Below are 24,029 nucleotides of genomic sequence, written 5' to 3' on the forward strand. Positions count from 1 at the left end.
ATGACTCGAACAGGGCGGATTGCACGCGCGCGACATCGACCGGACGCTTGTCGGCACGAGGGATGAGGGCGCGTGGCGTCGCCCCTAACCGATCCCCGTTCGTTCGGCCTTGGCGCGAAGCTTGCAAACATGGCGAGCGTGACCGTTGGAAACCCTGCAATCCGCCTTGACCGAGCAATCGGACCGGGGCGAACCTCGCGGGAGAGCCGGCTCCTCGGGGAGCGGGCACGGCTCACGACCACAGGCCCCGCAGGCAGGATACGGCATGGACCGCAGGACATTTCTGAAAGGCTCGGCCGCCCTCGGCGCCGCCGGCATGGCTCCCCAGTTCGCCGCCCCGGCGCTCGCGCAGCCGTCCAAGGTGCTGCGCTTCGTGCCGCAAGCGAACCTCGCGAATTTCGATCCGATCTGGGGGACGCAATACGTCGTCCGCAACGCCGCCGCCCTCGTCTGGGACATGCTCTATGGCGTCGATGCCCAGTTGAAGCCCCAGCGCCAGATGGTCGAGTCGGAAGAGGTCTCGGCCGACGGCCTGACCTGGACCTTCCGCCTGCGGCCCGGCCTCAAGTTCCATGACGGCGAGCCCGTCCTGTCGAAGGACGTGGTGGCGAGCCTGACCCGCTGGTCGGCCCGCGACCCGATGGGCATCATGATCCGGGCGATCCAGGCCGAGCTGGCCCCGGTCGACGACCGCACCTTCCGCTGGCAACTCAAGAAGCCGTTCCCCAAGCTGCTGCTGGCGCTGGGCAAGAACAACGCGCCCTGCGCCTTCATCATGCCGGAGCGGATCGCCAAGACCGATCCCTTCACCCAGATCACCGAGTATGTCGGCTCGGGCCCGATGAAGTTCGCCCGCGCCGAGTGGGTGCCCGGCGCCCGCGCGGTCTTCGAAAAATTTGCCGATTACAAGCCGCGCGACGAGCCGTCCTCGTGGCTGGCGGGCGGCAAGCGCATGCTGGTCGACCGGGTCGAGTGGATCATCATGCCCGATCCGGCCACCGCCTCGGCGGCGCTCCAGAACGGCGAGGTCGATTGGTGGGAGAACCCGATCCCGGATCTCGTCCCGCTGCTGCGCAAGAACGCCAACATCAACGTCGACATCGCCGACCCGCTCGGCAATATCGGCTCGTTCCGGATGAACCACCTGCATCCGCCCTTCGACAACCCGAAGATCCGCCAGGCCGTGCTCATGGGCATGAACCAGGAGGATTACATGCGGTCGCTGATCGGCGACGACGACAAGCTGTGGAAGCCGCTGCCCGGCTTCTTCACCCCGGGCACGCCGCTCTACAGCGAGGCGGGCGGCCAAAACATCGGCAAGGGCGACATCGCGGCGGCGAAGAAGCTCCTGGCCGAGGCCGGCTACAAGGGCGAGCCGGTGGTCTGCGTGGTGGCGCAGGACCAGTCGATCACCAAGAACATGGGCGACGTCACCGCCGACCTGCTCAAGCAGATGGGCATGAAGGTGGATTTCGTCGCCACCGACTGGGGCACCGTCGGCACGCGGCGCGCCTCGAAGGCGCCGCCGTCGCAGGGCGGCTGGAACATGTTCCACACCTGGCATGCCGGCGCCGATTGCATCAACCCGGCGGTCTACCCGGCGATCCGCGCCAACGGCGACAAGGCGTGGTTCGGCTGGCCCGACCTGCCGCCAGTCGAGGCCGGCATCACCGAGTGGTTCGACGCCGCCGATCCGGCGGCCGAGAAGGCGGCGATCGACAAGGTCAATGCCGCAGCGGTGGCGGGTGGCGTCTACGTGCCGACCGGCTACTTCCTCGGCTACCAGGCCTGGCGGAAAAACGTCACCGGCGTGGGCAAGGGGCCGCTGCCCTTCACCTGGGGCGTGTCCAAAGCCTGAGGAAACTCCCGTGTTCGGCTTCCTCGTCAGGCGCGTCCTCGCCGTCATTCCCGTGATGGCGGTGGTCGGGCTGTTCGTGTTCAGCCTGCTCTCTCTCGCCCCCGGCGACCCGGCGGCGCTGATCGCCGGCGACCAGGCGTCGCCGGCCGATATCGAGCGCATCCGCGCCTCGCTCGGCCTCGACCGGCCGTTCCTGGTCCGCTTCGGCGAATGGGCCTGGCGCATCCTGCACGGGGATCTCGGCACCTCGATCTTCACCAACCTGCCGGTCACCACCATGATCGGGCAGCGGGTGCAGCCGACGGTGTCCTTGATGCTGGTCACCCTCGTCTTCGCGGTGCTCGTCGCGGTGCCGCTCGGCGTCCTCGCGGCCTGGAAGGCGGGGCGGCTCGTCGACCGGCTGGTGATGGGCGGGGCGGTGCTCGGCTTCTCGGTGCCGGTCTTCGTCGTCGGCTATCTGCTGGCCTACGTCTTCGCCCTCGAACTCGGCTGGCTCCCGGCGCAAGGCTACACGCCGATCGAGCAGGGGGTCGGCCCCTGGCTCGCCAACCTGATCCTGCCGGCGCTGACGCTCGGCCTCGTCTACATCGCGCTGATCGCCCGGGTGACCCGGGCGACGATGCTCGACGTCCTCCAGCAGGATTACGTCCGCACGGCGCGCGCCAAGGGCCTGGCGCAGGGGAGCGTGCTCTTCGTCCACGCGCTGAAGAACGCCGCGGTGCCGATCGTCACGGTGATCGGCATCGGCATCGCGCTCCTCATCGGCGGCGCCGTCGTCACCGAGACGGTGTTCGCGATTCCGGGCCTCGGCCGGCTCACCGTCGATGCGATCCTGCGGCGCGACTATCCGGTGATCCAGGGCGTCGTGCTCCTGTTCAGCTTCACCTACGTGCTGGTGAACCTCGCGATCGACCTTCTCTACACCCTCATCGACCCGAGGATCCGCTATTGAGCGCCGCCCATCCGTTGGGGGGCGACGCGCCCCCCGGTCTCGCTGTCGCCCCGCCGCTGCCCGATCTCTATCCCCGGCGACAAGCGTATGGCCGGATCCGCCGGGTCTGGCGGCGCCACCCGACCATCGTGATCGGCGGCGCCATCCTGCTCGTCGTCGCCCTGATGGCGGTCCTCGCGCCCTATCTCGGCACCGTCGATCCGACCGCGATCAGCACCTCGCGCCGCACGCGGGTGCCGTCCGGCCAGTACTGGTTCGGCACCGACATGCTCGGGCGCGACATCTATTCCCGCGTCGTCTACGGTGCCCGGGTCTCGCTCCTCGTCGGCTTTGCGGTGGCCCTGTTCGCCTCGGTCGCCGGACTCGTGGTCGGCCTCGTCTCCGGCATGGTGCGCTGGGCCGACGGGATCATCATGCGGATCGTCGACGGCCTGATGTCGATCCCGCCGATCCTGCTCGCCATCGCGTTGATGGCCCTCACGCGCGGCTCGGTCGGGAACGTGATCCTGGCGATCACCGTGGCGGAGATTCCTCGCGTCGCCCGGCTGGTGCGCGGCGTCGTGCTGTCCCTGCGCGAGCAGCCCTATGTCGAGGCGGCGGTGACCACCGGCACCCGCATGCCGATGATCATCTGGCGCCACATCCTGCCCAACACGCTGGCGCCGATGACCGTCCAGGCGACCTATATCTGCGCCTCCGCCATGATCGCGGAATCGATCCTGTCCTTCATCGGTGCCGGCGTCCCGCCCGCGACCCCGTCCTGGGGCAACATCATGGCCGAGGGACGGGCGCTCTGGCAGGTGAAGTTCTACATCATCCTGTTCCCGGCCATCTTCCTGTCGCTCACCGTGCTCGCCGTGAACCTCGTCGGCGACGGACTGCGCGATGCCCTCGACCCGCGGATGGCGAAGGATGTCTGATTCCAAGGACTCTCTCTCGCGGGGCTCGGCCCTCCTCTCCGTCGAGAACCTCCAGGTCCATTTCCGCACGCCGGACGGGGTCAACCGCGCGGTCGACGGCGTCTCCTTCGCCATTGGCGCCGGCGAGACCCTGGCGATCGTCGGCGAATCCGGCTGCGGCAAGTCGGTGACCTCGATGTCGATCCTGCGGCTCCTGCCCGAGCCGCCGGCGCGGCTCTCCGGCGCGATCCGGTTCGAGGGGCGCGACCTGCTTCAGCTCTCCGAGCGCGAGATGCGCGCCATCCGCGGCAACGCCATCAGCGTGATCTTCCAGGAGCCGATGACCTCGCTCAACCCGGTGCTGACCGTGGGCCGCCAGATCGGCGAGACCCTGCGCCTGCACCAGGGTCTCTCGCGGAAGGACGCCGAGGAACGGGCGGTGGAGATGCTGACGCTGGTCGGCATCCCGGAGCCGCGGCGCCGGGTGCGGGAATACCCGCACCAGCTCTCCGGCGGCATGCGCCAGCGGGTGATGATCGCCATCGCGCTCGCCTGCTCGCCCAAGCTCCTCATCGCCGACGAGCCGACCACGGCGTTGGACGTGACGATCCAGGCCCAGATCCTCGACCTGATGCGCGACCTCAAGAGCCGGGTCGGCGCCGCCATCATGCTGATCACCCACGATCTCGGCGTGGTGGCGGAGGTCGCCGACCGGGTGGTGGTGATGTATGCCGGCCGCAAGGTCGAGGAGGCGGCGGTCCGCGACCTCTTCCGCGCGCCCCGCCACCCCTATACGCGCGGCCTGATGGGCGCGGTGCCGCGCCTCGGCGCCGCCGAGCAGCCAGGCGCCCCCCAGCGCCTCGCCGAGATCCCCGGCATGGTGCCGAGCCTGAAGACCCGGATCGACGGCTGCGTCTTCGCCGGCCGCTGCCCCTCCGTCACCGATCTCTGCCGCAGCCACGCCCCGGCCCTGGAGCCGAAGGCGCCGGGCCATCTCGCCGCCTGCCATTATGCGCCGAAGGACGCGCTTGCCGCGTGAGCACCCCGCTCCTTGCCGTCAACGACCTGCGCAAGCACTTCCTCCTCGGCGGCAGCCTGCTCGGCCGCGGCGCCCGCAGCCTCAAGGCGGTGGACGGCGTCTCCTTCACGGTGGAGAAGGGCGAGACCCTGTCCCTCGTCGGTGAATCCGGCTGCGGCAAGTCGACGGTTGCCCGCAGCCTGATGCGGCTGTTTCCGCCGACTTCCGGCCAGGTCGTGCTCGGGGGCCAGCGCATCGACGATCTCTCGGCCGGGGCGCTGCGGCCCCTGCGCCGGCGGATCCAGATGGTCTTTCAGGATCCGTTTTCCTCGCTCAATCCGCGGATGCGGGTGCGCGACATCCTGGCTGAGCCGATCCGCAATTTCGGCCTCGCCCGAAATCGCGCCGATCTCGATGCGCGCCTCGCCGCCCTGATGGAGCGGGTCGGCCTGCCGCGGGAGGCGCTGTCGCGCTTTCCCCACGAATTCTCCGGCGGCCAGCGCCAGCGCATCGGCATCGCCCGGGCGCTCGCCGCCGAGCCGGACCTGATCATCTGCGACGAGGCAGTCTCGGCCCTCGACGTCTCGGTCAAGGCGCAGATCGTCAACCTGCTGCAGGATTTGCAGAGGGAACTCGACCTGGCGCTCCTGTTCATCTCGCACGACCTCGCCATCGTCGAGCACATGACCCACCGGGTGGCGGTGATGTATCTCGGCAAGATCGTCGAGATCGGCCCGCGCCGGGCGATCTTCCTGGCGCCGAAGCATCCCTATACCCAGGCCCTGCTCTCCGCCGTGCCGGTGCCGGAGCCCGATGCCGGGCGCACCCGCATCGTCCTGCGCGGCGACGTGCCGAGCCCGATCGACCCGCCGAGCGGCTGCCGCTTCCACACCCGCTGCCCGCACGCCTTCGACCGCTGCCGCATCGAGGAGCCGCGGCTCGACCCTGTCGGCGGCAACCACTTCGCAGCCTGTCACCTCGATGATACCGCCTTGCCGGCGCGGGCCGCATGATCGGTGTCTCATCGTGATCAAAGTCAGGGGAAGAGCCTTGCAGCATGAACTGATCCTGCGGGGCGCCCGCATCATCGATCCGTCGCAGAACCACGACGGCCTCGCCGACGTCGCCTTCGCCAACGGCCTCGTCTCGGGCTTCGGCCGTGGTCTGCCCGCAGGGGAGGAGACCGAGGTTCGGGAGATGAACGGGGCGATCGTCACCCCGGGCCTCATCGACCTGCATACCCATGTCTATTGGGGCGGCACGTCGCTCGGCATCGATGCCGATGCGTTCTGCCGGCAGTCGGGCGTCACCACCTCGGTCGATACCGGCAGCGCCGGGCCCGGCAACTTCGCGGGCTTCCGCAAGCACGTGATCGAGCGGTCCGAGGCCCGGATCCTCGCCTATCTCCACGTCTCGTTCGCGGGCATCTACGGCTTCTCCAAGACCGTGATGGTCGGTGAGAGCCAGGACATGCGCCTGATGGCGCCCCGCGAGGCGGTGGCGGTGGCCGAGGCCAACCGCGACGTGGTCGTCGGCATCAAGGTTCGGGTCGGCGCCCATGCCTCGGGCGAGCAGGGGATCGCGCCCCTGGAGATTGCCCTCCAGGTCGCCGAGGAGACCGGGCTGCCGCTGATGGCCCATATCGACGAGCCGCCGCCGAGCTACGAGGCGGTCCTGGCGATGCTGCGCCCGGGCGACGTGCTGACCCATGCCTTCCGGCCGTTCCCGAACTCACCCGTCACCGCGCAGGGCGCCGTGAAGCCAGCGGTCCGTCAGGCGCGCGAACGCGGCATCCTGTTCGACATCGGCCACGGCAAGGGCTCCTTCGCCTTCAAGACCGCCCGCGCCATGCTGGCCGGCGGCTTCCAGCCGGACACGATCTCGTCGGACGTTCATGCGCTCTGCATCGACGGCCCGGCCTTCGACCAGGTCACCACCATGTCGAAGATGCTCTGCCTCGGCATGAGCCTGACCGAGGTCGTCGCCGCCTCGACGATGAACGCCGCTCTGGCGCTCAAGCGCATGGAACACGGAAGCCTCAAGGTCGGGTCTCTCGGCGACGCGACGGTGCTCGCCGTGCGCGAGGGCGCGTTCGACTATGTCGACGTGCTGGGCGAGCACATGACCGGGGACCGGCGAATCACGTCGGACGGCGTGGTGCTGCGCGGACGGTGGTGGCATCCGGCGTAAGCCTCGTTCCGCGGCCCGTCGCAGGCCGGGCCGGGACCGTTCCGTTGTCCCGCTCGGCGGGTCTTCGGCGGCGCTTACGACCGGAAGATCCGCGTATATTGCGTCTCGTGCCGGAACGAGCCGAGATCGAGCCGCACGGTCGCGGTCCCGGCCTCGTCGAGCGGCCGGTCCTGGACGCTGCGCGCCAGGGCCGCGGCTCGCGGCATCAGGGCGGCGACCACCCGCGTGCCGGCGGTCTGGCCGACCGGAGCGAGGCGCAGGGACGCCGAGACGAGGTTTTGCAGGAAGGCCGCCAGATAGGCCGCCAGCACCGTGCCGCGGTCGAGCCCGTGGGCGCCGGATGCGGCGCCGACCGCGACCGGATAGGCCACCGGCCCGTCGAGACGGGGCGCGAGTTCCGCGAGGCGCGGCACGTCCCAGGCGGCGCGGGTGGCATCGAGGAAGGAGCGGCCCTGCTGGCTGGTCTCGAGGTGCAGCTCCCGCGACGGGCTGAGCGCCAGGGCGAGGTCGTTGACGGCCACCAGCGCCTCGGCGTCCCCCGCCGCCGCGGCGGCATGGGCGTGAGCGGCCAGGATCGCGTCGCTGCGGCCGGCGCCGTGCTCCAGCACGTCGGCGAGCCAGTCGCGCAACGTCGCCTCGTCGCGCACGTCGCCGGCCTCCACCGCCCATTCGAGGCCGTGCGAATAGGCATAGGCGCCGACCGGATAGCCCGGCGAGAGCCAGGCCAGCAGCACCAGGGCGTCCGGGACCGCCTCAGCCATGGGCGTGGTCGTGCGGGTGGTCGTGATGATGGTGAGGCCCGTGCCCATGATCGTGCGCGTGCCCGCCCGCATAGGCGCCGCCCTCGGGCCGGAACGGCCGTTCCACCGGGGTCGCGGTGCCGCCCAGCCCCTCCACCATCGCGGCGAGCACGTGGTCATGGGCGATCCAGAGCGCGTCGGTGCCGATCTCGGCCGGGATGTGCCGGTTGCCGATGTGCCAGATCAGCCGCTTCAAGGCGTGGTCGCTGGCGGCGCGGATCTCCAGAAGCCTCTCGGGCGCCGCCTCGACCCAGACCAGCCGCCCATCCTCCAGCCGGAGCGCGTCGCCGTCGTCGAGCATGACGGGCTCCGGCAGGTCGAGCAGGAAGGCGAGGCCGCCGACGCCGCGCATCGCCAGGCGGCGGCGGTGCCGGTCGCCGGAATCGAGCACGATGCGGTCGACGATCTCGCCTGCGGCGAGGGCGTCGCGGCGGATGACGCGGGTGGCGCGGATCATGGGGTGAGGGGATCGCCTGTCAGGTCGTTCAGAACAGGAAGTAGCGCTGCGCCATCGGCAGCACCTCGGCCGGCTCGCAGACCAGCAACTCGCCGTCGGCGCGCACGTCGTAGGTCTCGGGGTCGACCTCGATCACCGGGGTGGCGTCGTTGTGGATCATGCTCTTCTTCGAGATGCCGCCGCGCACATTCTCGACCGCGACCAGCTCCTTCGCCACCCCGAGCTGTTCGCGAAGGCCCGCCTCGATCGCGGCCTTCGACACGAAGGTGAGGGCGGTCTTGGCCGGCACCCGCCCGAAGGCACCGAACATCGGGCGGTAATGCACCGGCTGCGGCGTCGGGATCGAGGCGTTGGGGTCGCCCATCGGCGCCGCCGCGATGGCGCCGCCCTTGAGGATCAGGTCGGGCTTCACGCCGAAGAAGGCCGGCGACCACAGCACCAGATCGGCGAGCTTGCCGACCTCGACCGAGCCGATATGACGCGACAGGCCGTGGGCGATGGCCGGGTTGATCGTGTACTTGGCGACATAGCGCTTGGCCCGGGCGTTGTCGTTACCGGATGAGTCGCCCGGAAGCGCGCCGCGCTGGCGCTTCATCTTGTCGGCGGTCTGCCAGGTGCGGATGACGACCTCGCCGACCCGGCCCATCGCCTGGCTGTCCGACGACATCATCGAGAGCGCGCCGATGTCGTGCAGGATGTCCTCGGCGGCGATCGTCTCCTTGCGGATCCGGCTCTCGGCGAAAGCGAGATCCTCGGGAATCGACGGCGACAGGTGGTGGCACACCATCAGCATGTCGAGATGCTCGTCGATGGTGTTGCGGGTGAAGGGCCGCGTCGGGTTGGTGGAGGAGGGCAGCACGTTGGGCAGCCCCGCCACCTTGATGATGTCCGGCGCGTGGCCGCCGCCGGCGCCCTCGGTGTGGAAGGCGTGGATGGTGCGGCCCTTGAAGGCGGCGATCGTGTCCTCGACGAAGCCCGATTCGTTGAGCGTGTCGGTGTGGATCATCACCTGGATGTCGTGGGCGTCGGCCACCGACAGGCAGCAATCGATCGCCGCGGGCGTGGTGCCCCAATCCTCGTGCAATTTCAGCGCGCAGGCGCCGGCCCGGATCATCTCGACCAAACTGTCGGGCTTCGAGGCGTTGCCCTTGCCGGCAAAGGCCAGGTTCATCGGGAAGGCGTCGGCCGCCTCGATCATCCGGGCGATGTGCCAGGGGCCGGGGGTGCAGGTGGTGGCGAAGGTGCCGTGGGCCGGGCCCGTGCCGCCGCCGAGCATCGTGGTGACGCCGGAATTCAGCGCCTCGTCGATCTGCTGCGGGCAGATGAAGTGGATGTGGCTGTCGAAGCCGCCGGCGGTGAGGATCTTGCCCTCGCCCGCGATCACCTCGGTGCCCGGCCCGACCACGATGGTGACGCCGTCCTGGATGTCCGGGTTGCCGGCCTTGCCGAACGCCGCGATCCGCCCGCCCTTCAGCCCGACATCGCATTTCACGATGCCCCAATGGTCCAGCACCACCGCGTTGGTGATGACGGTGTCGACGGCGCCGCCGGCATTGCTGGCCTGGCTCTGCCCCATCCCGTCGCGGATCACCTTGCCGCCGCCGAACTTCACCTCCTCGCCGTAGCGGGTGTGGTCGTGCTCGACCTCGATGACCAGCGAGGTGTCGGCGAGGCGGATGCGGTCGCCCTTGGTCGGCCCGAACATCGCCGCGTAGGCGGCGCGGGGGAGGCTGGCGGGTTTGGGGGTGTTGGACATGGCTGGCGCGGTCCGGTCAGGCGGGCATGGGTGAGAAGGTCGCGTCCCTCGCCGCAACGGCGTCGAAGGTGAAGGTCGTGGGCAGGCCGCGCTCCTGGTTGAGGCAGCCGATCAGGTAATCCTGGAAGCCGGCCTTGCCGGTGCGCCATTTCTCGACCGCTGCGGCAACGGCGGACCTGTCGGCGAGAACGATCGCACGGGAGGCCAGCAGCGTGTCGAGCATGGCGATGGCGTCCGCCTTCCCGAAGCCGTCCTGGCGCAGCACCGTCCAGACGAATTCGAGCAGGACGACCAGGTTGACGAAGGCCGGCTCCGCCCACCGATCGTCGCTTTCCAGCAGGGCGGCGGCGCGCGGAGATTGCCCGGGGTCGTCCTCGAGCGCGTAGCGAAGCAGAACGTTCGTATCGATCCCGATCATCGACCCGACTTCGTGCGCTCGTCCTCGGCCAGGAGATAATCGCCGATCGGGTCGTCGCTGGCGGCGGCGGGCCGGGCCTGGGCGCGGGCGCGACGAGCGATGGTGCGCAAGTGGTGCAAGGCGTCGGGCTTTTGCAGCGTCGCGCGCCCGTCATCGTCCACGACCAGCGAAAGGCGCTCGCCCGGCGCGATGCCGAGAGCGTCGCGGGCCTCGACCGGGAGAGCGACATGTCCCTCCGGCGTGAGCGTGAGTGCGAAATGCCGCATGATGCCTCCCGCTTGATCAGACACGTATTCCGTGAGTGGCTAAGCAGGCTTGCGTTGGCAGGCCAACGCTTCGCGCGCTTAGGCTCTTGTTTTGTCGCAGATTTTTATCGCCGAACCGGTGGCCACTTCGGCGAAATCGGCTTAGGCCCGGGATCGTACCGAAACGCGGGCCGCCGGTCTTGCCGCCGAACTTCACCTCCTCGCCGTAGCGGGTGTGGTCGTGCTCGACCTCGATGACCAGCGAGGTGTCGGCGAGGCGGATGCGGTCGCCCTTGGGTTGCCCGAACATCGCCGCGTAGGCGGCGCGGGGGAGGCTGGCGGGTTTGGCGGTATTCGACATCAGACCGCTCCCCGCGCCGCGACGGCAGATTGATCGAAGATGGATTCGAGGGCCGCATTCGTGCCGCGGCATCCCGCGACGACGCTCTCGGCCCAGGTGACGTAATCGAGGATCCGCGCCTGGGCCCAGTCGGCAGGGGGACTTGCCACCAGGGAACGCAGGTTGCTGATCTTGTCGGCGATCTTGATCGCCTTGGCATCCGGCGACTTGTGTGGCGCCCGCGCGACTTGAAGACGCTTGCGCTCCGCCTTGGACAGTGACGTGTCGTCGGTGACCTCGGCGACGAGGTCGGCGACTTTCGATCCGAACAGCTGCACCAGCTCGTCGTGCGTCGTCTCCGTGTCCTCGATCGTGTCGTGGAGCCAGCCGGCCGCGACCAGCCAAGCGTTCGGCTCCTCGACGCTCTCGGCGAGAAGCGTTGCCACCTCCGCGAGATGGTTCACGTAAGGCTCGCGCTCCGTGCCCTTCCTGCGCTGATCCGCGTGCCGCCGGGCCGCGAAGTCAGCGGCCCGCGTGACGAGCGCAACGTGTTCACGCAGGACCGTATCGGGGGGGCTCACAGAGCCCCCATCACGTCGCCCCGGAACCCGTAGACCGCGCGGGCGCCGCCCATCGGGATCAGCACCACCTCCCGGGTCGACCCCGGCTCGAAGCGCACCGCCGTGCCCGGTGCGATGTCGAGGCGCTGGCCGCGGGCCTTGTCGCGGTCGAAGCGGAGCGCCGGGTTGACCTCGAAGAAGTGGTAATGCGAGCCGACCTGGATCGGCCGGTCGCCGGTATTGGCGACCTCGATCACCGTGCGGGTCGAGCCCTCGTTGAACACGATCTCGCCGTCTGGCGTCGTCACCTCGCCCGGCACGTCGGTGGCGGGGGTGCCGCGGATCGGGTGGTGGACGGTGACCAGCTTGGTGCCGTCCGGGAAGGTCGCCTCGACCTGGATGTCGTGGATCATCTCCGGCACGCCCTCCATCACCTGGTCGGCGGTGAGGACCTGGGCGCCGAGGCGCATCAGCTCCGCCACGGTGCGGCCGTCGCGGGCGCCCTCGACCACGAAGTCGGTGATCAGCGCCACCGCCTCCGGGTGGTTGAGCTTCACGCCCCGGGACAGGCGGTTGCGGGCCACCATCGCCGCCATGGCGACGAGGAGCTTGTCCTTCTCGCGGGGTGTCAGCAGCACGGGTGCGTCCTCTGGGTCACGGTTGCGTCCATCCTTCGCCGAGGCTCGGCCGCGAAGCAAGATTGTGCCGGCGCGAGCAGCCGAGCAAGAACCGAGCCGTCAGGTTTGCCACACCCGCGGCAGCGTCCGGCCGCGGAAGCCGTCGAGGATCCGGGCGGCGGCGAGCCGCAACGGACCGATCTCGGCGCCGAGCAGGCGCAGCACCAGCATCCCGTTCCAGGCGCTCGCGCCGGCCTCGACCGACAATGCCTCGCAGCCGGCGGCCCGGATCAGGTCGCGGGCCTGGTCGAGCCGGCTCTCGGCGTCGGGGGCGAGGTGGAGAAGCGTCGCCATCGCCCGGGCGCCGCCGGCCACGGCGCGCCTGGCGAGTGTCTCGGCGATGTCGCCGTCGAGGCGGAACGTGTCGGCATAGGCGAGCCGCCCGGCCCGGCGGATGCGCCAGGAATCGGTGAGCATCCCCGTCCGCATCACCTCGCCCCGGGCGGCGCGGCCGAAGACCAGGGCCTCGAACAGGGTGAGGCGCGCCTCCGCCGCCATCTCGGCGGCGAAGCTCCGGGCGAGGCGGGCGCCGTCGAACAGGATCGTCTCCTGCGGCAGCCAGGTCAGGGCGGCGTCGGATTCGAGGGCGAGCGCCACGTCGAGCCGCGTCACCGGCCCGTCCGAGCGGTAGATCTTCTCCGCCGCCGTCGTGGTGAGCACCAGATCGGCTCCTGGACCCAGCCGGCCCTCGATCGTGAAGCGGTCGCCGCAGGCGATGCCGCCCGCGCTGTTGAGCAGGACAGCCTCCATCGGCGAAGGTCCCGGCTCGGGCCGCGGCAGGCGCAGGCGCAAGGGGCCGGCTTCGGCGAGATCGGTGATTCGGGTGGCACCGCCCGGCATCCGCGCGACCGTGAGCGCGACGTGCCCGATCGAGCGCTGGCGGCGGAGGGCGTCGGGGAGGGGGGAATGCGGCATCGTGAGCTAGGAGGCGGGCGCGGGCGGCCCTCGGTCAAGCCACGCTTAGACCGCGCGACGGGTCCCGCAGGCAAGCCCCCGTTCCTCCACGATGTCGCGTCCTCCGCCCGCCGGACCGCATGCGCGTGCGGCGGAAAACCGAGAAACCCATGGGCCCGCCGCACCGGATGCGCGTAAGCTCCGCGCCGGTCACGCGGAGGGATTTCGCCATGGACGAGCCGTCATCCGATGCCACCTCATCCGGGACGGCCTGCCGGGTCGTGCGCCCGGGGGCCGACTATGTCGGCAAGCAGGCCCTGACCTACGCCCCGGCGGTCTCGGCCGAATCGGTGGGGTCCAAGGGGCTGCACATGCAGCTCGTCACCCTGCCGCCGGGGGCCCGCGCGAAGGCGCACTTGCACGAGGCGCACGAGACGGCGCTCCACGTGCTCTCCGGCGTCGCCGGCACCTGGTACGGCCCACGGCTGGAGCACCACCTGTGGAGCCGGGCGGGGGACTTCGTCTACATCCCGGCCGGGGTGCCGCACCTGCCCTACAATGCCAGCCGGACCGAGACCTGCACGGCGGTGATCGCCCGCACCGACCCGAACGAGCAGGAGAGCGTGGTGCTGCTGCCGGAACTCGATGCGTTGCGGCCACCGGAGGGGGACGTGATGGCGTAGGGCCGGTCCGACCGGCCCCACGACCTCACATCGCCGTCGGCCGCCCGGCCGCCACCACCAGCAGCTTGCCGTCACCGAGCGTCCGGGCGGCGGCGCGGCGGATATCGGCCTGCGTCACCGCGCCGATCAGGCCGTTGCGGCGGGCGATGTAGTCGATGCCGAGGCCCTCGAAGGCGATCTGCACCAGTTGGTGGGCAATCTTGGTCGAGGTGTCGAAGCCGAGCGCGTAGGAGCCGGTCAGGTAGTCCTTGGCCTTCTGCAACTCGTCGTCGGAGGGGCCGTCACCGGTCAGGCGGGCGATCTCGTCGGCGATGACCGCCAGGCACTCGGCGACGCGCTCGTTCTTGGTCGCGGTGTAGCCCCAGGTCATCGAGGCGGCGCGGTGGCTCACCAGCGAGGTCCCGACCGAATAGGCGAGGCCGCGCTTCTCGCGCACCTCCTGGAACAGCCGCGACGTGAAGGCGCCGCCGCCCAGAATGTGGTTGAGCACGTAGGCCGGGATGAAGTCGGGATCGCGCCACGGCACGCCGTCGGTGCCGAACCGCAGCACCGATTGCGGCACGTCGAGATCGACGACGATGCGCCGGCCGAGGCCGGTGATCGCGGTCGCCGGCACCACGGCCAGCTCCCCGCCCTCCGGCAGGGCGCCGAAGGCGTCGTCGAGGGCGCGCAGCAGCGCCTCCTCGCCAATGGCGCCGACCGCCGCCACCTTGACCCGGCCGCGGGCGATCAGCCGGCGATGCATCGCCACGAGGTCGTCGCGGGTGATCGACGACACGCTCTCGATCGTGCCCGAGGAGGGCCGGCCGTAGGGATGGCCCGGATAGGCTTCGGCGAAGAAGCGGCGCGAGGCCATCACGCCGGGGTCGTTCTGCTGGTAGCGCAGGCCGGCCAGCATCTGGCCCCGCACGCGCTCGATCGCCGCGGGGTCGAAGCGGGGCTGGGCGAGCGCCAGGGCGAGCAGCGCGATCGCCTCGTCGGCGTGCTTGACCAGCATCTTGAGCGAGCCGCCGATGGCGTCCGGCCCGGCATGGAAGCTCAGCTCGATGGCGCGGGCGGCGAGCCGCTCCTGGAAAGCGTCGGAATCGTGCGGCCCGGCGCCCTCGTCGAGGAGACGGGCGAGCATCTGGGCGGTACCGGACTTGCCCTCGGGATCCTGCGCGGCGCCGCCCTCGAAGGTGAAGGCCAGCGCGATCAGCGGGACGACCGGCGACGGCACGTGCCAGGCCTCGATGCCGCGGGCCGAGAGGATCGGGCGCGCCTGGGCCGGTGAGGAGGACGAAGCGGCGGCGGCAGTGCGGGAGACGGCGTCGGCCGGGGTCATGAGGACCTCTTGTTGTCGTGGCGATCGATACGGGACCGCCCGGCGGCGCGATGGCGCCCCGGGCGGTGTCAGGAGGCGGGAATCAGGCCGAGGCCGGGCCCTTGATCAGATAGCCGGTCACCGACCGGGCCGGCACCAGGTAGCGCTCGGCGACGGCCGCGAGGCGGGTGGCCTGGATCGCCTCGATCTCGGAGGGCCAGCGCCGCACCTCCTCGATGCTCTCGCCGATAGCGAGCGCCGAACCGAAGATGCGGGCCAGCGACGATTGGCTGTCAGAGGAATAGACCGTCTCGGCGACCAGCCGGGTCTTGGCCCGCTCGATCGCGGTGGCGGACAGCGCCTCGGAGGGGGCGCGGGCGAGCGCCCGGTCGAGGGCCTCCTCCAGCGCCTCCAGGCTCACGCCCTCCGCCGGGACGGCGTAGACCGAGAAGCGGGTGTCGTCGATCGCCGAGCCCATGTACCAGGCGCCGGCATTCACCGCGACGCCCTGCTCCAGCACCAGGCTGCGGTAGAGGTAGGAGGTCGGCCCGCCGCCCAGCACCTCGGCGAGCAGCTCGAGGGCGTGGCTCTCGCCGTCGCGGGCGGTCATGCAGGACGGGGTGAGATAGAGCCGCTGGAGGGTCGGCTGCTCGACCTTCGGGTCGGCGACGCTGAGGCGGCGCGCCGCCCGCGGCTCCGGCTCCCGCGGCCGCACCCGTTGCGGCCGGGCGCCGCGCGGCGCCACCACGCCATAGGTGTCGTCGGCGAGCCGCCGGACCTCGTCGGCGGTCACGTCGCCGGCGACCACCAGAATGGCGTTCTCCGGGGTGTAGAAGCGGCGGTAATAGTCGAGGGCGTGGCTGCGGTTCAGCTCCTCGATCTCGTGCATCCAGCCGATGATCGGGATGCCGTAGGGATGGTGCACGAAGAGCGAGGCCGCCATCGCCTCGGAGAGCTGGGCCGACGGGTCGGTCTCGACCCGCATCCGGCGCTCCTCCAGCACCACGTCGCGCTCGGGGGCCACCACGGCGTCGTCGAGGATCAGGCCGGTCATCCGGTCCGCCTCGAAGCTCATCATGGTCTTGAGGTTCTCGCGGGCGACGCGCTGGAAATACGCCGTGTAGTCGAACGACGTGAAGGCGTTCTCCTGGCCGCCCAAGCTCGACACCGCCTTCGAGAAGGCGCCGACCGGGTGGGTCTCGGTGCCCTTGAACATCAGGTGCTCGAGGAAGTGGGCGATGCCGGACTGACCGAGCGGATCATCGGCCGAGCCGTTGCGATACCACACCATGTGGGTGACGACCGGGGCGCGGTGATCGGGCACCACCACCACGTCGAGGCCGTTGTCGAGGACGAAGGACGCCACTTCGGGACCGCCCGCCTCCGCTCGGCCGAAGGGCGCCGCGTCGGTGCGCAGGGTGGCGCTGACGGGGCTGGCGAGGCCGGGGGTGGGGCGCATCCTGATTGGGGACATCCTGATCTACCTTAGCCGGGCGGCCTGAGAGGCCACCCGTGTTGGATCGTGAACCGGCTCACTTAAGAGAGGCTTGCGGCTCATGCGAGTCACGGGCCAGCGGCGCGGCGTCCGAGCCGGCCGGCGGGCCGGCCACCGGGGTCGCTGGCCGTTAGAGACCCTGTTCTAGAGCATTTTGTGGCAGGGGGGACCCGAGAACTGCGCAGAAATGCACTCGACGCAGATCGGACCCGTCACGGTCAAAGTGGAGCGTGAATGGACATTCATCTGAAGCTTGGCCCTCCTGCCGCCCGCCCTGTCCTGGGGGCCTCCTGCCCGCAGCCCGGCGCGATGAGCGGGGCTCGACCACGAAAAACCCCGGGCTGCTGGAGCGGCCCGGGGCGTGGAACTCACGACGATCTCGGAAACGTTACTGGCGCGAGCGCAGATAGGCGCCGGGATCGGCCTCCTCGCGGTCCGATTTCATGCCGTTCGGGCCGCGATCGGTGCGGGCGAGCTTGCCGTTCGGCGGCTTGCGGTAGCCGGTCGGCGGCTCGGTCAGCGAATCGCGGGAGGGCTCGACGTCGGGGAGGTTGGGATCCTCGTCCTTCTTGCCGGCGAGGAGCTGCAGCGGGTTGACCCAGAACGAGTCCTTGTTGTTGTCGCCGGGCTTGTAGGTCGGCGTGGTCTCCAGCCCCGCGCCCTCGCGCCGCCCGGCCCGCATCTCCTGGATCGGCAGGGTGGCGTTGTTGTCGCTCATCCGGCCGCCATAGCCGCGGGTGATCGGCTTGCGGTCCTCGGCGGCGCGCCGGTCGCGGGCTGCGGTCTCCGGGTCGGTCGGCCATTGCGGGTTGGCCTCGCGCACGGCGCGTCGGTCGACCGGCGGCGGCAGGGCGGCCTTGTCCATCTTCGGCGGCAGCACCAGAGGCGCGCGCTCGCGATAGGTGATGGTCGGCCGCTCGGGCTCGATGAGGCCGATCGACGACAGAGCGTTCTTCATCGCGACGCCCTCCTGAGCGTGCGCGCCCGCGGAGACCGCGACGCCCGCGACTGTCACCGCGGCGAAAATCGTGCGCTTGTCGAGCATGCTGGCCCCTGCCTGTTCCGCCCCATGATTTATGGGCTTGGGTGGTGGCGGTTTCGGGCGAAGGTATGGCGTGGCCATGGGAGGACATGGCTTTCCACACGTGTGTTGCTCAAAATCCGCCCTGTCGCCCTGATGCAGCATCACGCCTCCGCATCCCCGTGGACGGTCGAAGAGCCGCACGGCGACGCGCCGTGTCCGTCATCGACCAGGCGACACTTGGGCGAAATGGTTGCCGGATCAGGCATAACCAATTCTTAGCGATTTGAGTCCACGATGAAAAAATCATGCTAAATAGGAGAATGACTATGTCGAAATGCCATTTCGTGCTTGCCGGGCTCGTCGCCGGCGTCGTTGTTCTGACAGAGTATCAACCGATCAGCAATTCGGATCTGGTCGAGATGTGCGAGACGGTTAAAAGTGACGGCAAGCTCGTCGAACAGTCGTGCACCGATATGAGCTTGAAGAACGTGAAGTCGTTGACGAAGCTGAGTCTCGGCGAAGCCGGTCGCGAGTGACTGGATGTATGGGGGGTATGATGCGCTTTCCCGGGTGTCGCCAAGCATAATACGAGTCGCAGATGCCCGGGCAAGGATAGATGGTTTATCTACTGCTCTCGAAGTTTCTTAAATTCGTTCAGCATCGTATTGTAGAGGTCGCTAAAAAATTTATCGTCATCGACCGGACTGTGGGACGTAAAAATGTACATGGAAGCCTCTGAGCAGTAGAGGTACATGCTTGCTTCTGGATATCCGATGTTGTCCAGTCGCACGGCACGTTTGCCCGAAGCGATCTTTCCCCGCGTGTAGCCCTTCTTGCCCATCGTGTCGTTGATGCGATCCGCGAGCAGGAGAACAGTCGTTGCGCAGGACGCTTCAGTCCATCCGCGTTCTACGGGAAAGGTGCGCATATTCCATCGATGCGCCATCGCGCCGTCGGTCAGCATGAGGTAAGATACCAAAATGCATCCGCATTTAATTATGAAATTCGAATTTTTCATTATATAATATTTTCCCATTTTGGTCACGGACTTCGGATGTGCCTTTGTTCTGCGATTTCGTCAGTATGATAGACAAATGGCCAGATTCCGTCCGATATTCAAGTTTGGTTTCATTCTTGCTGGCCTTGGAATTGTCCGGTGCCCCGGCGGCGGGCGTATCCACGGGTATGATGTACTTCGCGGCGTCCGTCGAGCCGACGTGCTTTGTAATCGCTTCAGCGAGATACGACACTGCGATGGCGGCGACTGGCGGCAGGCTGACGACACTCTTGCAGTCTTTGCCGATGTTGAGCCGCAGATCCGATCTTTCTCCTTGCGTGACAAAGACGATTTCGGCAGCTTTGCCTTTCGTGTCTGCGAAAATCGACTTGGTGCTAGTGGCATCAAGGGCAAGGCATTTTTTTAGATCCTCTGTTCTTTCATAATTGTCGCCGAGCGATTTCAAGTCGGCCGGCGTCAAGGCAAGTATATCTGCGATCTTGGCGCCAGCCTGGTCAATTGCAAGCTTGTACTTATAGGCCCCGACCTCGCTCGCCTGGCATGAGGCGAAGACAATATTCGAGGCCGCGAGGCCTGCAGCAAGGCATGGCAATGTTCGCATGCGAGTCCGTTGCCTCATGAAAAATCGTACTCGAAATCTTCGTGATAGATGAGTTTGCCTTCCGACCGGCTCGTAATCCTGAATGTTCCGCTGCCGGCCCTGCCTGATCCCGTTCGATAGGTCGTCACCCACACGGCCTTTTGTGCGATCACCCTCGAAGGCGTTGTCGGATTTCTCCTAAGCTTCGCGTCAAATATCGCCACGTATTCCATAGGGTAAAAATATTCAATCGTGCTCGACGACGAAAGGGTTCTCCTGGCCTTTTGCAGGCCATACCCTTTCATGATGAATGGCACCGTCGATATATAGGCGATCGGAACGATTTGATTTTTCTTAAAATAGGCGCAGCAATAATCGCTCGAATCGTCGGAAAAAGATCCTGTCATAGCGATGCTGCGCTTTGTGGTCTTGCTCCGTGAAAAAGTTTCTTTTTTCGTGTAGCTATTTTCTTCCAGCTTTGCCCATACTGGCTTCATGGCCGGAGCGTAAACGGAACTCGTTGACGCAACCGTCTCTGATTTGACGGCTTCGAGTTCCCAATTGTCTGTCACGACCTTTCTGGCAGTGATGATTGCTTCTCTGGGATCTCCACTCAGCTTCGCGATGCTGATTTTGGGAACCCAGATATAAGCAGAAGGTATTGCGATCGCGAGCCCTTTGGCGAAAGTCCGTCTATCCATGATAACGCTCCGCGGGTGCGTACCGCATTCTATGCATCAAATAATGTCGCTGACAACAGCATCCGGACTGGAGGTCAATCCCGAGAAAATCGGCGAATTAAGAAATGTTTAATCATGTTGCACGTCTCTCGACGAAAAACCCCGAACAGCACAGCGATTGACATTGATCTTTTGAATTAAAATATGACAAGAAATAGATAAATTTCAGAAAATAAAAATCTATAAATATAAAAAATTAAAACTAAACTGTAAATAGAGCGGCGCTACATTCAGCGATGGCAAGTGGTTCTTGTTGATAGTCTAGGAGACTCGTCACGCTGGCGGCGGAGTGGGAAGGTCGCGGCGGCGCTCCAGCACCAACCCGTCATAGAGCAGCCCGACCACCCCGAAGACGATCCCGGCATCCGCCACGTTGAACACGTACCAGGACCAGGCACCGGCATGGAGGTGGACGAAATCGAACACCGCCCCGTAGGCGGCCCGGTCGATGGCGTTGCCGATCGCCCCGCCGACGATCATTCCCAGCGACCCGGCGAGCCAGCGGCTGCCGGCTCGCGCCATCCACGCCGACAGCGCGGCCGAGGCCGCCAGCGACACGCCCACCAGCACCCAGCGCCCGAGGGCCGAATCCTGCTGGAACAGCCCGTAGGAGACGCCGCGGTTCCACACCACGATCAGCTGCGCGAACGGCGCGAGGACCACCGGCTCGCGCAAGGGGAGATCGGCGACGAAGAGCAGGCCCAGCTTCGTCGCCTGGTCGAGGACCAGGGTGACGAGCGCGACCAGGAGGCCGAAGGGAAGGGGACGCATCGCGCCCCCTTACTCGGCGGCCTTGCAGTGGAGCGCGTCCCACTCGCGCAGGGCCTGCGCGTCGCGGGGCGTCACGTCCGGGTAATCCGGATCGCTGCCGACGCTCCCGAGCACCTTCCACGAGCGGGCGCATTTGCGCCCCTCTGCCAGGGCCGGCACCACCGCGACGCCCTTGACCTCGTCGAGCCGGAACGCCTCCGTGGGACCCTCGCCGGCCTCGACCGCGATGGCGGAGGTGATGCAGATTTCCGAAAAGTCGATGCCGTCGAGGCTCGCCAGCAGGTCCGCATCCGCGACGAAGACCGTCGGGGCAGCTTCCAGGCTCGCGCCGATGCGCTTGGCCGCGCGCTCGATCTCGAGCGCGCCCGTCACCACCCGGCGCACCCGGCGGATCTTGGCCCAGCGCTTGGCGAGCGCATCGTCGCGCCACGCGGCCGGCGTCTCCGGCAGAGTCTCGGTATGGACTGAAGCAGTCTCGGAGGGGGTGCGGGCGAGCCAGGCTTCCTCGGCCGTGAAGGCGAGGACCGGGGCGAGCCAGATCGTGACGCGCCTGAAGACCTCGTCCACCACGGTGAGCGAGGCCCGCCGGGTCTGCGACGAGATCGGATCGCAGTAGAGCGCGTCCTTGCGCACGTCGAAATAGAACGACGACAGGTCGCCGGTCATGAAGCCGTTGAGCTGCGCCACCACCCGCTTGGTGTCGAAGGTGCGGAAGGCGTCGCGGATCTCGGCATCCAGCTCGGCCAGACGATGCAGGATGAACCGCTCCAGCTCCGGCATGTCGTCAGGCGCCACCCGGTCCTCGGGCCGGTGATGGGCGAGCGTGCCCAGCATCCAGCGCAGCGAGTTGCGCAGCTTGCGGTAGGTCTCCGAGAAGGTCTTGATGATCTCGGGACCGATGCGCAGGTCGTCGGTATAGTCCGAGGCCGCCACCCACAGGCGCAGGATGTCGGCGCCCGAGTTCTTGATCACGTCCTGCGGCGCGACGGTGTTGCCCTTCGACTTCGACATCTTCTCGCCCTTGGGGTCAAGGACGAAGCCGTGGGTCAGCACCACGTCGTAGGGCGCGCGGTCGCGGGTGCCGCAGGATTCGAGCAGCGAGGAATGGAACCAGCCGCGATGCTGGTCCGACCCTTCGAGATACATCACCGTGTCGTCACCGCCGTCGCGGCGGCGGCGGATGTCGGCAAGGCCCGGGAACTGCTCAGGATCGTCGAGCGTGAAGGCGTGGGTCGAGCCGGAATCGAACCAGACGTCGAGGACGTCGGTCACCTTCTCGTACTGGGCCGGGTCGTGCTCGGGGGCGAGGAAACGGGCGCCGTCGGCGTCGCTGAACCAGGCATCCGCCCCCTCCGCCGCGAAGGCGGCGTGGATGCGGGCATTGACCGTCTCATCGCGCAGGATCTCGCCGCTCTCGCGGTGGACGAAGACCGTGATCGGCACGCCCCAGGCGCGCTGGCGCGACACCACCCAGTCGGGCCGGTTGGCGATCATGCCGGTGATGCGGTTCTGGCCCTGCGGCGGCACCCATTGGGTGACGGCGATCTCGCGAAGCGCCACGTCGCGCAGGGTCGCGCCGTTCAGGGTCGCCACCGGCTTGTCGAGGGCGATGAACCATTGCGGCGTGTTGCGGAAGATGACCGGCTTCTTCGAGCGCCAGGAATGCGGGTAGCTGTGCTTGAGCGTGCCGCGGCCGACCAGTGTGCCCGCCGCCGTCAGCGCGGCGATCACCGCCTTGTTGGCATTGCCCTTCTGGCCCTTCTCGTCGAGCACGCGGGTGCCGGTGAGGCCGGGGGCGGCCTCCGTCAGCACGCCGTCGGCATTGACCGTGTAGGGGATCGCCGTCTCGATGCCGCGCTCACGCAACTGGCGGCCATGCGCCATCCAGACCTCGAAATCCTCGCGGCCGTGGCTCGGCGCCGTGTGGACGAAGCCGGTGCCGGCCTCGTCGGTGACGTGCTCACCCTCCAGCATCGGCACGGCGTGGCCGTAGCCGTCGTTCCAGGAGGCGAGGGGATGCGCCAGCGTCAGGCCGGCGAGATCGTCGGCGGAGACGTCGCTCAGTCGTTCGAAGGTTTCGACGCGCGCGGCCTTGAAGACGTCGCCCGCCAGTTTGTCAGCAACAACGTAACGAACACCAGGTTGAGACCAGTTCTCTTGAGAAGCAGCAACGACACGATACAATCCGTAGGAGACTTTTTTGGAGTAGGCGACGGCCCGGTTGGCCGGGATCGTCCAGGGGGTGGTGGTCCAGATGACGATCCGGGCGTCGTGCAAGTCCGGGGCCGTCTTCGCCTCGACGACCGGGAAGGCGGCCCAGATGGTGTCGCTGACGTGGTCCTCGTACTCGACCTCGGCCTCGGCGAGCGCGGTCTTCTCGACCACCGACCACATCACCGGCTTCGAGCCGCGATAGAGCTGGCCCGTGGTGGCGAAGGTCATCAGCTCGCGGGCGATCGCGGCCTCGGCCGGATACGCCATGGTCAGGTAGGGGTGGTCCCAGTCGCCGGTGACGCCGAGGCGCTTGAATTCCTCCCGCTGCACCGACAGCCAGTGCTCGGCGAAGGTCCGGCACTCGCGCCGGAACTCGACCACCGGCACCTCGTCCTTGTTGCGGCCGGCGGCGCGGTACTGCTCCTCGATCTTCCACTCGATCGGCAGGCCGTGGCAATCCCAGCCCGGGACGTAGTTGGCGTCGTGCCCGAGGGCGCCTTGCGTGCGGACGACGATGTCCTTGAGGATCTTGTTGAGCGCCGTGCCGATATGGATGTGGCCGTTGGCGTAGGGCGGGCCGTCATGCAGCACGAATTTCGGCCGCCCGGCCGCCGCCGCGCGGATGCGGGCATAGAGGTTGATGCGCGCCCAGCGCTCCAGGATCTCCGGCTCGCGCTGCGGCAGGCCGGCCCGCATCGGGAATTCGGTGACCGGCAGAAACAGGGTCTCGGAATAGTCGCGCCCGGCGGCGGGTTTTGGCTCGGTCATGGGGGTCAAGGCTCGTCTGGGGCGCCAACGCGCAGCCCTTGAGGAATCGCAGCGAAACGGCAGCAACCCGGCGTTCCGCGCGGCCGCGAGCGGCCCTCAGGCGGAAGCCGGGCTCGTAATTCGCCGGAGGGCGACGCAGCGCGGGTGCGATTCGATCATCCGGCGCTTCTAGCAGCGGCGAGCGGGCGGGGGAAGCGGGGTGATGCGGTGGGCGGCCCCGCACCTCGGAGCAGGATGGGAAGCCTGCTATCGCGGCGTCAGCCTCGGCGCGGCGGCGGCTCTCGGCGCTGACCGGCTCGTCAATCCAGGGTCGCGGATCCTACCCGATGCGGCGTGTCGACCCGCAACCTCCGGCATGTCAGCCCGCTT

Annotated in this window: 24 protein-coding genes and 1 pseudogene; 8 read left to right on the forward strand and 17 right to left on the reverse strand. The window is 68.1% G+C overall.

The window, feature by feature from the left end; all coding sequences use genetic code 11:
• Positions 1-265 precede the first annotated feature (265 nt).
• The 6 genes from VP06_RS12815 to VP06_RS12840 are packed head-to-tail and all read left to right on the forward strand — an operon-like array spanning position 266 to position 6,917.
• Positions 266-1,858, forward strand: a complete 1,593-nt coding sequence (locus tag VP06_RS12815; RefSeq protein ID WP_048464162.1) for an ABC transporter substrate-binding protein — start codon at positions 266-268, stop codon at positions 1,856-1,858.
• 10 nt (positions 1,859-1,868) lie between these two features.
• Complete coding sequence (locus VP06_RS12820) at positions 1,869-2,810, forward strand: ABC transporter permease (protein ID WP_048464163.1); 942 nt, start codon at positions 1,869-1,871, stop codon at positions 2,808-2,810.
• Positions 2,807-3,730: an ABC transporter permease gene (locus VP06_RS12825; RefSeq protein WP_048464164.1), complete on the forward strand. Its 924-nt coding sequence runs from the start codon at positions 2,807-2,809 to the stop codon at positions 3,728-3,730. The genes VP06_RS12820 and VP06_RS12825 overlap by 4 nt, the downstream gene beginning before the upstream one ends.
• Positions 3,723-4,748: an ABC transporter ATP-binding protein gene (locus VP06_RS12830; protein ID WP_048464165.1), complete on the forward strand. Its 1,026-nt coding sequence runs from the start codon at positions 3,723-3,725 to the stop codon at positions 4,746-4,748. The genes VP06_RS12825 and VP06_RS12830 overlap by 8 nt, the downstream gene beginning before the upstream one ends.
• Entirely contained in the window at positions 4,745-5,740 is a 996-nt protein-coding gene (locus VP06_RS12835; RefSeq protein WP_048464166.1) for an ABC transporter ATP-binding protein, read from the forward strand. Before VP06_RS12830 ends, VP06_RS12835 begins: the two co-directional genes overlap by 4 nt.
• 37 nt (positions 5,741-5,777) lie before the next feature.
• Entirely contained in the window at positions 5,778-6,917 is a 1,140-nt protein-coding gene (locus VP06_RS12840; protein WP_048464167.1) for an amidohydrolase/deacetylase family metallohydrolase, read from the forward strand.
• A 74-nt stretch (positions 6,918-6,991) separates the two neighbouring features.
• On the opposite strand, the gene VP06_RS12845 is transcribed toward VP06_RS12840, so the two are convergent.
• From VP06_RS12845 to VP06_RS12880, 9 genes and pseudogenes are all read right to left on the reverse strand, one after another.
• Positions 6,992-7,678 carry an urease accessory protein UreF gene (locus VP06_RS12845; RefSeq protein ID WP_245291160.1) on the reverse strand — a complete coding sequence of 229 codons (687 nt, stop codon included), beginning with the start codon at positions 7,676-7,678 and terminating at the stop codon, positions 6,992-6,994.
• Complete coding sequence (locus VP06_RS12850; RefSeq protein ID WP_048464169.1) at positions 7,671-8,174, reverse strand: urease accessory protein UreE; 504 nt, start codon at positions 8,172-8,174, stop codon at positions 7,671-7,673. The genes VP06_RS12845 and VP06_RS12850 overlap by 8 nt, the downstream gene beginning before the upstream one ends.
• Before the next feature lie 28 nt (positions 8,175-8,202).
• Entirely contained in the window at positions 8,203-9,930 is a 1,728-nt protein-coding gene (gene ureC, locus VP06_RS12855; protein WP_048464170.1) for an urease subunit alpha, read from the reverse strand.
• 16 nt (positions 9,931-9,946) lie between these two features.
• Complete coding sequence (locus VP06_RS12860) at positions 9,947-10,348, reverse strand: type II toxin-antitoxin system VapC family toxin (RefSeq protein ID WP_053081754.1); 402 nt, start codon at positions 10,346-10,348, stop codon at positions 9,947-9,949.
• Positions 10,345-10,614 (reverse strand): AbrB/MazE/SpoVT family DNA-binding domain-containing protein, encoded by a 270-nt coding sequence (locus tag VP06_RS12865; protein ID WP_048464171.1) that lies wholly within the window; start codon positions 10,612-10,614, stop codon positions 10,345-10,347. Before VP06_RS12865 ends, VP06_RS12860 begins: the two co-directional genes overlap by 4 nt.
• 181 nt (positions 10,615-10,795) lie before the next feature.
• Positions 10,796-10,954: pseudogene (locus VP06_RS38730) on the reverse strand (hypothetical protein); the annotation flags it as partial.
• Complete coding sequence (locus VP06_RS12870; protein WP_048464172.1) at positions 10,954-11,514, reverse strand: HD domain-containing protein; 561 nt, start codon at positions 11,512-11,514, stop codon at positions 10,954-10,956. The gene VP06_RS12870 and the pseudogene VP06_RS38730, both read right to left, overlap by 1 nt.
• Positions 11,511-12,131 (reverse strand): urease subunit gamma, encoded by a 621-nt coding sequence (locus tag VP06_RS12875; protein WP_048464173.1) that lies wholly within the window; start codon positions 12,129-12,131, stop codon positions 11,511-11,513. Before VP06_RS12875 ends, VP06_RS12870 begins: the two co-directional genes overlap by 4 nt.
• Before the next feature lie 99 nt (positions 12,132-12,230).
• Entirely contained in the window at positions 12,231-13,085 is an 855-nt protein-coding gene (locus VP06_RS12880) for an urease accessory protein UreD (RefSeq protein ID WP_048464174.1), read from the reverse strand.
• Positions 13,086-13,294: 209 nt separating this feature from the next.
• Between VP06_RS12880 and VP06_RS12885 the strand changes: the two genes are divergently transcribed.
• Complete coding sequence (locus tag VP06_RS12885) at positions 13,295-13,747, forward strand: cupin domain-containing protein (protein WP_048464175.1); 453 nt, start codon at positions 13,295-13,297, stop codon at positions 13,745-13,747.
• A gap of 25 nt (positions 13,748-13,772) precedes the next feature.
• Here VP06_RS12885 and VP06_RS12890 read toward each other — a convergent pair whose 3' ends face one another.
• The 3 genes from VP06_RS12890 to VP06_RS12900 all read right to left on the reverse strand — a co-directional run bounded on the left by VP06_RS12890 (position 13,773) and on the right by VP06_RS12900 (position 17,590).
• On the reverse strand, positions 13,773-15,071 hold the full coding sequence (locus VP06_RS12890; RefSeq protein ID WP_048464176.1) for a M16 family metallopeptidase: 1,299 nt from the start codon (positions 15,069-15,071) through the stop codon (positions 13,773-13,775).
• An 82-nt stretch (positions 15,072-15,153) separates the two neighbouring features.
• Positions 15,154-16,509 carry a M16 family metallopeptidase gene (locus tag VP06_RS12895; protein WP_245291161.1) on the reverse strand — a complete coding sequence of 452 codons (1,356 nt, stop codon included), beginning with the start codon at positions 16,507-16,509 and terminating at the stop codon, positions 15,154-15,156.
• Between the two features lie 424 nt (positions 16,510-16,933).
• Complete coding sequence (locus VP06_RS12900) at positions 16,934-17,590, reverse strand: hypothetical protein (RefSeq protein WP_048464178.1); 657 nt, start codon at positions 17,588-17,590, stop codon at positions 16,934-16,936.
• A gap of 305 nt (positions 17,591-17,895) precedes the next feature.
• Between VP06_RS12900 and VP06_RS12905 the strand changes: the two genes are divergently transcribed.
• The gene (locus VP06_RS12905) at positions 17,896-18,105 is read left to right on the forward strand and encodes a hypothetical protein (protein ID WP_048464179.1); all 210 of its coding nucleotides are present in this window, start codon (positions 17,896-17,898) and stop codon (positions 18,103-18,105) included.
• Positions 18,106-18,194: 89 nt separating this feature from the next.
• Here the strand turns inward: VP06_RS12905 and VP06_RS36265 are convergent, their stop codons facing one another.
• From VP06_RS36265 to ileS, 5 genes are all read right to left on the reverse strand, one after another.
• Entirely contained in the window at positions 18,195-18,533 is a 339-nt protein-coding gene (locus tag VP06_RS36265) for a hypothetical protein (RefSeq protein WP_156295572.1), read from the reverse strand.
• Between the two features lie 28 nt (positions 18,534-18,561).
• Positions 18,562-19,188: a hypothetical protein gene (locus VP06_RS36270; RefSeq protein WP_156295573.1), complete on the reverse strand. Its 627-nt coding sequence runs from the start codon at positions 19,186-19,188 to the stop codon at positions 18,562-18,564.
• A 14-nt stretch (positions 19,189-19,202) separates the two neighbouring features.
• The gene (locus VP06_RS36275) at positions 19,203-19,868 is read right to left on the reverse strand and encodes a hypothetical protein (RefSeq protein WP_156295574.1); all 666 of its coding nucleotides are present in this window, start codon (positions 19,866-19,868) and stop codon (positions 19,203-19,205) included.
• Positions 19,869-20,180: 312 nt separating this feature from the next.
• Positions 20,181-20,678, reverse strand: a complete 498-nt coding sequence (gene lspA / locus VP06_RS12910) for a signal peptidase II (RefSeq protein WP_048464180.1) — start codon at positions 20,676-20,678, stop codon at positions 20,181-20,183.
• Between the two features lie 9 nt (positions 20,679-20,687).
• On the reverse strand, positions 20,688-23,660 hold the full coding sequence (gene ileS / locus VP06_RS12915) for an isoleucine--tRNA ligase (protein WP_197093196.1): 2,973 nt from the start codon (positions 23,658-23,660) through the stop codon (positions 20,688-20,690).
• Between the last annotated feature and the right edge of the window lie 369 nt (positions 23,661-24,029).

The organism is Methylobacterium aquaticum, from assembly GCF_001043915.1.
In the GTDB taxonomy this organism is placed as follows: domain Bacteria; phylum Pseudomonadota; class Alphaproteobacteria; order Rhizobiales; family Beijerinckiaceae; genus Methylobacterium; species Methylobacterium aquaticum.